Origin of the sequence: Wolbachia endosymbiont of Mansonella ozzardi (assembly GCF_020278625.1) — a bacterium.
GTDB lineage: Bacteria > Pseudomonadota > Alphaproteobacteria > Rickettsiales > Anaplasmataceae > Wolbachia.
In genome coordinates this window covers 7368-15328 of sequence record NZ_JADAKK010000006.1, presented here as the reverse complement: position 1 = coordinate 15328, position 7961 = coordinate 7368, and the positions used below count along the sequence as shown (strand labels likewise).

Below are 7961 nucleotides of genomic sequence, written 5' to 3'. Positions count from 1 at the left end.
CTTGGAAGTGATTGGAACCGTAATGTTTCTCAAGGATGGGTAAAGCTTGTTCAAGTAGCTCCTTTTCTCTCTGAGGATTACCTAAAGCGCCATAAGCGGCGTCAAGGTTTCCCAGTATTGTAGCAACTTTAAAATGGTCAGAACCTTAATGTTTTCAAAGATAGATAAAGCACGTTCGAGCAACTCTTTTGTTTCCTGGGGATTGTTTAAAGCGTAATAAGTGGTACCGAGGTTTGTCAATGTTATAGCGATTTCAAAATGATCAGAATCATAGTGTTTCTCTTGAATTACTAAAGCGCGTTTAAGCAACTTCTTTTCTTTCTGAGGGGCCCCTAAAGCACCATAAACAATGCCTAAGTTTCCTAGTGTGTTGGCAACTGTAGAATGATCAGAGCCATAATGTTTCTCTCAAGGATGGTAAAACCTGTTCAAGCAACTCCTTTTGCTTTCTAGGATTATCTAAATCAGAGTATCCATCATCCATATTATAGATCTTCAAGATAGTTCTTTTCTACTGTTTGTTTTTCTGAAGGATTTTCTTTTAGCAAATCATCTATAGATGAGAACATTTCTAAATGTGGTAGTAATTGCCGTTTTTAGCATAATCTTCTAATTTACCACTGTAGTAAGGAAAACTCTTTTGTAATAGTTGAAAAACAGTTTCTATGTCTTCTTTAGTTTTTCCACTTCCCTCTGACTTTAGCCTTGTACTTCCTGAACTAAGTTGTGCACTAACACGCTATGGTCTTTTTTAACAGTTAACATAGAATAACTTGATAATATTTCCAATGCTTCATGGAAAATTTCTGAAGAAGAGTTATTTTCTTAATTATCAGCAAAAATTTCTAGTAAAAATTGAGGAATAGGACTACTACCTAAGTAAACAAGTAGCAACTAGCCAATTAGTTGCCAATAAGGATTCTTTTTTTATTGCTTCTACTGTAATGTTTCATGTAACATACACTACTACAGTCTCTATATTAGTACCAGGTGGAAATGTTTCAAGCAATGCTTTATTAGATAATAAAGCTCGTTTTCTATCATTATATAATTTCAAATAGTCTGAAATATTTATATACGTTTTCTTATATAAGCACTTGCTTGGGATAAAGCTAGAGGTAAATGACTTAACGTCTTCGCCAATGAATCTACTTGAGTTATATCGAGTTTTTTTCTTTTACTTCTTAGTATCTTACGAATGTAGCTCCTTGATTCTCCAGGTTCAAAAACATCAACAAAAATAGTGTTCTGTGGCAGCCAAATTTATAACGAGAAGTTAATAATGTCTTTCCTCCTTTGTGTAGGAAGTAAATCTGCTGTGTCTTTGTAATTCATTTCCACATACTAGCAGCCACCCAGCACGTTTAGGGTATTCTAGCCAACGCTTAACATACTTAGCATGACCTTCCTCGAGAACGTCTTCTTCATAACCATGAATAATGTTTAGCTCGCGTCCTAACTTGATGTACTCGTTAATTAAAGTATTTCTATCTTGTGCATCAAACTAGATTATCCACTTATATTTTTGGAATTTACTCCAAATAAATTCTAATGCTAATTGTGTTTTGCCTATTCTGCCTAGTCCGTGACAAGCAGCCAGTGTTGCTGTATCACTAGTGTCCAGGCATTCTTCTATTTTATCCAGCAATGTTTCTCTGCAACAAAGTTATAATTTCGAAAAGAGACTTGCCAAAGTTCAGGTAGACCTTCTTTAGGTTTAAGATTATAAAGACTTTATATAATTCTCTTAAAATAATCATCTTTTATTAGATAAGGAACTTTGTTACCCTTTTGTGCCTACCATTTTTCTACCTTTCCCCGTGCAAAGTCAAAAACTATGTCAATGTCTTTTTGTCTGATATTTTGTATATATTCCCTATTTCTTTCTTAATAATATTATCTAATTTTGAATGATTAGGTTGATTAACTACAAACTTTAATCTAAGTAGAAAATCTTCTATTTCATCATCACTACAATTGAAGTTTTTTTCAGTTCAGTATGATTTTTTATTTTGTAGCACGCTCCTTTTTGACCTTTGCAAGTATTTAAAGCGTTGTCATCTGTTAACGTTAACTCTTCCAGGTACTTCTCTAATGTTTCTATGCTGCCTTGCTTTGCTGCACCTTTTTTTTAAGTTCACATTAACATTGGTATAGATGACAAGTGTAATGTCGCTGTTCTGAAACTCTGGGCTTTGCTTAATCTCAAGATGAGATTCAACAAAATACTTGTTTAACCCAAAATCTTCTTTCTGTTGCTTTCTATCATTTCCATCAATAAATCTTCAAAAGTAATATTCTTCAAAGGGCGATGTACATTATAGTGCTTAGCTTGAACCAAGGCAATTCTCGATTTGTTTTCCTGATCTTTGTACTCAAAAAAAATTTCACCAAAGGCTGCAAAACCTTCTATATTTGATGCTAACTGAAAGTTAATTTTGCCATTTAACCTGCAAAGCAGATACAGCATTAGTAATTTTACTTCATACTTACGACCTTGATTACCTGTTGATGCGCCAGCTCTTCTCTAAATCTAGAATTACCGAGTACTTCAGATTGTTTATTTTCTACATTCACATTCTACTAAACACTATCAATAACTTCATTCTATAAAAAATTAAAGATTACAAAACACCTGAAATAATGCAATAGAGCCTTTATATGTTAATAGAAGGCCTTCAAGGATAGGAATTGCTTAGCAAACCCTTAATTCTTGGTTTAAATAAGGCTTTTTAAAGATTTTCTAAATCTAATATATCATTGCTGTAGGCTGCATTTAGTAATATAATCTCATATTAAATGGACGTCACTTAAGTTTATGTTAGATTCCACGTTAGTTTTAACAGTTGTTCTTATATTCTTCATTTTTACATTGTCGTTTCTTTTTATAAGAAAGACATTTGGGTCAACAAATAAGAAGATAATAAAGTCCTTCAGAAAAATTGTTCAGCAGATTAATGCACTAGAGCCGGAAATGCGGAGCTTATCTGATGAGGAGCTTGCTGGCAAAACCGAGGAATTCAAACGAGAATTGAAAGATGGAAAAACACTAAATGACCTTCTCGTACCTGCGTTTGCGGTTGTACGCGAAGCATCGAGAAGATTTCTTGGTATGAGGCACTTTGACGTTCAGCTGATCGGTGGGATGGTACTTCACAGTGGTATGATATCAGAGATGAAAACAGGCGAGGGAAAGACACTAGTTGCAACTTTAGCTGCATACCTAAATTCCTTAGAAGGCAAAGGTGTACATGTTGTCACTGTTAATGACTACCTTGCAAAACGAGACACAGAATGGATGAGCAAATTATATGATTCTCTTAGGGTCTCTGTTGCGTTTATCACGAATAATTTGACAGATGAAGAGAGAAAAGAGGCTTATAGTGCAGATATCGTATATTCAACAAACAACGAGCTTGCCTTTGATTACTTGCGGGACAATATGAAATTTTCTCAAGGGGATATGGTGCACAGAGGCTTCAATTACGCGATAGTAGACGAAGTAGACTCCATACTCATTGACGAAGCGCGTACTCCACTTATTATTTCTGGTCCAGTTGAGGGAAACAATCAGATATATAAGCAAGTAAACAAAATAGTAGCCAAATTGGTTGATTCTGATTATGAGATAGATGAAAAGGGCAAGGTAGTGTCCCTCACTGAAGATGGCATTTCGCGTGTGGAGGAATTACTTAGGTCATATAATCTAATTTCTGAAAATTCCTCACTTTATGATAATGGCAATATGATAATGACTCACTATATAGATCAAGCATTGCGTGCACATAAGCTGTTTACTGCTGACAAAGATTATATAGTAAAGGATGGCAAGGTAGTAATTATCGATGAGTTTACTGGACGTATGATGGAGGGCAGGAGATATTCCGATGGCCTTCATCAGGCACTTGAAGCAAAAGAGAATCTTGAAATTCAGCATGAAAACCAAACTCTAGCATCGGTTACATTTCAGAATTACTTTCGTATGTACAACAAACTTTCTGGTATGACGGGAACAGCGGCAACAGAGGTGGAGGAGTTTCGCGATATATATAAGCTGAATGTAGTAAAGGTTCCAACTAATGTGCTTGTAAAGAGAATAGATGTTGATGATGAAATTTATGGCACAGAAAAAGAAAAATTTAATGCTGTGTTGAGGTTTATAGAAAGATGCCACAAACGCCTTCAACCGGTCCTTGTTGGCACGGTTAGTATTGAAAACTCTGAAAAACTTTCTGCGCTTTTGCAAAGCCATTCTCTTAAGCACTCAGTGCTAAACGCTCGTTATCACGAACAAGAGGCGTATATAATAGCACAAGCTGGAGTGCCAGGCAGCATTACTATAGCGACTAACATGGCAGGACGTGGAACTGATATTCAGCTTGGTGGTAATGCTGAAATGATAGCAAAAGTAGAGCTAAATAAGATAAAAAATGCTGATGAAAGAGAAAAAAAATACCAAGAAATAGTCGAAAGAGTAGAAAAAGATAAGGACATTGCTATAAAAGCTGGCGGTTTATGTGTGATTGGAACCGAAAGGCATGAAAGCAGGAGGATAGATGATCAATTACGTGGTCGCTCTGGTCGTCAGGGTGATCCTGGACTTTCTAAGTTCTTTTTGTCGCTTGAAGATGATTTAATGAGAATATTTGGCTCTGATAGAATGAGAAGTTTTTTACAAAAAGTGGGGCTAAAAAACAGCGAAGCTATTCATCATCCATGGATCAATAAGGCACTTGAAAAGGCGCAGAAGAAAGTTGAAGCTCGAAACTATGACGTGCGAAAATCTCTGCTTAAGTTTGATGACGTAATCAACAACCAACGCAAAGTTATTTTTAAGCAGAGAAGTCATATTTTAGGTAATGAAATCAATGATTTGTTTGAAGTGTATAGTGAAGTAAATGAGAGTGTAATAGAAAGCATAGTGCAAAGCGGTTATTGCGAAGATTATATCGAAGATATAGCTAAGGAGTTTCATACGAGATATGGAATGACACTTGATAAAGAAGACTTAGCGAAGTTTTTGAACAAACAAGAAGCTTTGGATTACATAAACGATAAAGTGCAAGAATCTTTTGCTGAAAAGGAAAGATATTTCAATAGTCAGCAAACCACAGATTTGTGGAATACGGTAGTCAAGCAGGTAATGATCATGACTCTTGATCATTTATGGAGGGAACACCTCTCAATTCTGGAAAGCCTAAGACAAAGCATAAATTTGCGTGCTATGGGACAGAAAGACCCGCTTAATGAATTTAAACGCGAGGCTTTCTTAATGTTTGAGTCGATGCTTGAAAGGTGGAAAGAGCTTACCATTCATCGCCTAGCACACTTTAAGCTAGCAGATAACCAAGAAATAGGTAATAGGTTGTACCTTGCTAAAAAGGATAATTCCCCCAAAGTCTCAAGAAATGACAAATGCCCTTGTAACTCTGGAAAGAAATACAAACACTGCCACGGGGCGGTTACTGTGGTGAATTAGTAGCTTAGGTCTGTGTGTTCTCATCTACATTGACCTTACTTAACTCGCTGTCCGATAAACGCTATGGTTTTACTTGTTGAGGAGGCCTAGGTTCTTCTTCTGGTGATTTTGTTTATTAGATATATACTTTCTCACTACTCCGACAAGCTTAATTGCAATATCTACTCCAATTGCAGCTGTAATTGGGAATAACAGTGCTATAACCCCTATAGATAACAGAGAATTTGCTGTAGTTGATAAAGATAACAAAGAATCTACCTTGGTTATTGGAGTAACGCCACATGCGACAAGACCAATTCCAGTTATAACGCTCCCAGTAAATAAGCCGCCTAGGTGCATAATTGCTTTTAGTAAATCACCCATATTACGATTATGTGGACTTGAGGATGGAGGAGTTGTGATGAGAGCTGCAATTAATGGTACTACGGAGATGCCGCCAACGATTCCACATATCATCACTAGGTGAAAGACTGGTCAAGGTACTCAGTACAAGCCCTATTAAAATGCTTATTATACCCCTATTATTGCTGCTATCCCTACCATCATTAAATAATTTAAACCAAACACTTTGCTCCTTTTTATACTTAAAGTTTTTTTTAGGTTTATCTTGTATCCTAAAATTTATATAAGTACTTCATACACTGTAAATAGAATGTCAGTTAATTTATTTTACAGGGCTAGTTGTTCTCAACTTAGTGCCATTTACATAGGTTCCGATGTCAAGTTACTTGGATAATGCAGATAACGCAAAGAGACTAATTAGCGCTCTTTATCATCAGTATCACTTTCAGCAAAAGCTTCTTCCCATGTACCTTGAGTTGCTGCACGGCTATATTCTGTTACTCTATTTTCAAAGAAATTCGTATGTTCCACACCATTTAGTATTTCGTCAAGCCATGGAAGAGGGTTGTCATTAATATCATACATAGGGTTCAGACCTAATTGCGTTAACCGCCTGTTCGCTATATAGCGTATATAATTGCGCACTTCTTCTGAAGATAGTCCTTCAACGTCTCCTAAATCAAAGGCAAGCTTTACAAATTCGTCTTCAAGTCCAACGATAGTGCGACATGCAGAACATAATTCCTCTTTGAATTCGTCATTCCAAATTTCATTATTCTCTTTAATAAACGTGTTGAATAAATTGATAGTTGAGTTGGTGTGCAAGGTTTCATCGCGTACTGACCAAGCAATTATTTGCCCCATACCTTTCATTTTTCCAAAACGTTGAAAATTGAGCAAAATCGCAAATGATGCAAATAACTGCAGTCCTTCAGTGAAGGCACCAAATACTGCTAGAGTTTTAGCTACATGTTTTTTATCGTGTTTTTTACTCTCCTCAAATTCTAACATGTATTCATACTTTTTTCTCATAGCATCATATTTTAGAAATGCTTGATACTCACTTTCTGGCATGCCAATTGTATCTAAAAGGTATGAGTAAGCTGCAATGTGTATAGTTTCCATGTTAGAAAAGCTGGCAAGCATCATGCATATTTCTGTTGGCTTAAATATATTTGAATAATGCCTCATATAGCAGTTATTTACTTCAATGTCCGCTTGAGTGAAGAACCTAAAAATCTGAGTTAGTAGATTTTTCTCCACATTTGAAAGTTTAGTTTTCCAATCTTTTACATCGTCAGCAAGCGGAACTTCTTCCGGTATCCAATGTATCCTTTGTTGCTGTAGCCATGCATCATATGCCCAAGGATAGTTGAAGGGCTTATATATTGGATCTGCTTTTAATAATGACATAGAGCACCTAATTGTTTTCTAAAGTAAATATTATATTAAGCGATATCAAAAGTCAGTCAATTTAACTTTTACAAAACTTGACTACAGGTAGTTTATTAGTGTATTGTAATTTCACAACGATTTATCAATAAAGATGCAAGCATTAATATTTCTTGTTTTACTACTCCTAGTAAGCTGTACATACACTATTCACAATCACGGAGCTCCAGGCATTAGCGTTGAATTGTGGGACAAGATAAAAGTAGGTGATAATAAAGGAAAAGTGGTTCACACTTTAGGGTCGCCAACATTAGTATCTAAATCTGATGAAAATGTTTGGTATTACATTTCATATAGAATTAAACAATCTAATTTCTTAGGAAAAAGGAAGTATAGCAGCAAGTCTTTGCAAATCTCGTTCGATCAGGATGATAGAGTTACAGATATAAAAGAAATTAACGTTGCAGAGAGGTCTTTAGCTATTGTTGATTAAAATCCGCTGACTATAAAGTTTTTCTGTAAAGAGGGTATCTCCCTGACACTGGTTCCCTTAGGTATCATTAAGGTAATCTATCTTCCTGTCATCCCAGTACTTGATACTGGATCCAGGGTATTATTTTAGTAATAAATATCTAAGAAATTTGCCAAGTGAGAAAAAAAGGGCAAAAGAAACCCAGTTGGTGCTAGTTATTTAATTAACTTTATAAATTGGCGTTTTTTACTGTCTTAAACGCTTTAACAAACGCAT

7 protein-coding genes and 1 pseudogene are annotated in these 7961 nt (G+C 35.6%); 2 read left to right on the top strand and 6 right to left on the bottom strand.

The window, feature by feature from the left end:
* Positions 1-81 precede the first annotated feature (81 nt).
* The 4 genes and pseudogenes from IHO40_RS06230 to IHO40_RS01025 form a co-directional block, all read right to left on the bottom strand.
* Positions 82-240, bottom strand: a complete 159-nt coding sequence (locus IHO40_RS06230) for a tetratricopeptide repeat protein (RefSeq protein ID WP_458695343.1) — start codon at positions 238-240, stop codon at positions 82-84.
* Positions 214-366, bottom strand: a pseudogene (locus tag IHO40_RS06225) (tetratricopeptide repeat protein); the annotation flags it as partial. The gene IHO40_RS06230 and the pseudogene IHO40_RS06225, both read right to left, overlap by 27 nt.
* Positions 367-1504: 1138 nt before the next feature.
* Positions 1505-1648, bottom strand: coding sequence for a hypothetical protein (locus tag IHO40_RS01030; RefSeq protein ID WP_225536345.1), 144 nt, complete (start codon positions 1646-1648; stop codon positions 1505-1507).
* A gap of 585 nt (positions 1649-2233) precedes the next feature.
* The gene (locus tag IHO40_RS01025) at positions 2234-2470 is read right to left on the bottom strand and encodes a hypothetical protein (protein ID WP_225536344.1); all 237 of its coding nucleotides are present in this window, start codon (positions 2468-2470) and stop codon (positions 2234-2236) included.
* 348 nt (positions 2471-2818) lie between these two features.
* Here IHO40_RS01025 and secA point away from each other — a divergent pair, with 348 nt between their 5' ends.
* On the top strand, positions 2819-5479 hold the full coding sequence (gene secA, locus IHO40_RS01020; protein WP_225536343.1) for a preprotein translocase subunit SecA: 2661 nt from the start codon (positions 2819-2821) through the stop codon (positions 5477-5479).
* A 69-nt stretch (positions 5480-5548) separates the two neighbouring features.
* Here the strand turns inward: secA and IHO40_RS01015 are convergent, their stop codons facing one another.
* Positions 5549-5935, bottom strand: a complete 387-nt coding sequence (locus IHO40_RS01015; RefSeq protein ID WP_225536342.1) for a hypothetical protein — start codon at positions 5933-5935, stop codon at positions 5549-5551.
* Between the two features lie 303 nt (positions 5936-6238).
* A complete protein-coding gene (locus IHO40_RS01010) occupies positions 6239-7234 on the bottom strand; it encodes a ribonucleotide-diphosphate reductase subunit beta (RefSeq protein WP_225536341.1) in 996 nt (331 codons plus the stop codon).
* 133 nt (positions 7235-7367) lie between these two features.
* Here IHO40_RS01010 and IHO40_RS01005 point away from each other — a divergent pair, with 133 nt between their 5' ends.
* A complete protein-coding gene (locus IHO40_RS01005) occupies positions 7368-7706 on the top strand; it encodes an outer membrane protein assembly factor BamE (protein ID WP_225536340.1) in 339 nt (112 codons plus the stop codon).
* The last annotated feature ends 255 nt before the right edge of the window (positions 7707-7961 follow it).

Coding starts and splice junctions, on each gene's coding strand:
- IHO40_RS01025 (WP_225536344.1), bottom strand. CDS start 2,470: ATGCTGTATCTGCTTTGCAGGTTAAATGGCAAAATTAACTTTCAGTTA.
- IHO40_RS01005 (WP_225536340.1), top strand. CDS start 7,368: ATGCAAGCATTAATATTTCTTGTTTTACTACTCCTAGTAAGCTGTACA.
- IHO40_RS01010 (WP_225536341.1), bottom strand. CDS start 7,234: ATGTCATTATTAAAAGCAGATCCAATATATAAGCCCTTCAACTATCCT.
- secA (WP_225536343.1), top strand. CDS start 2,819: ATGTTAGATTCCACGTTAGTTTTAACAGTTGTTCTTATATTCTTCATT.
- IHO40_RS01015 (WP_225536342.1), bottom strand. CDS start 5,935: ATGATATGTGGAATCGTTGGCGGCATCTCCGTAGTACCATTAATTGCA.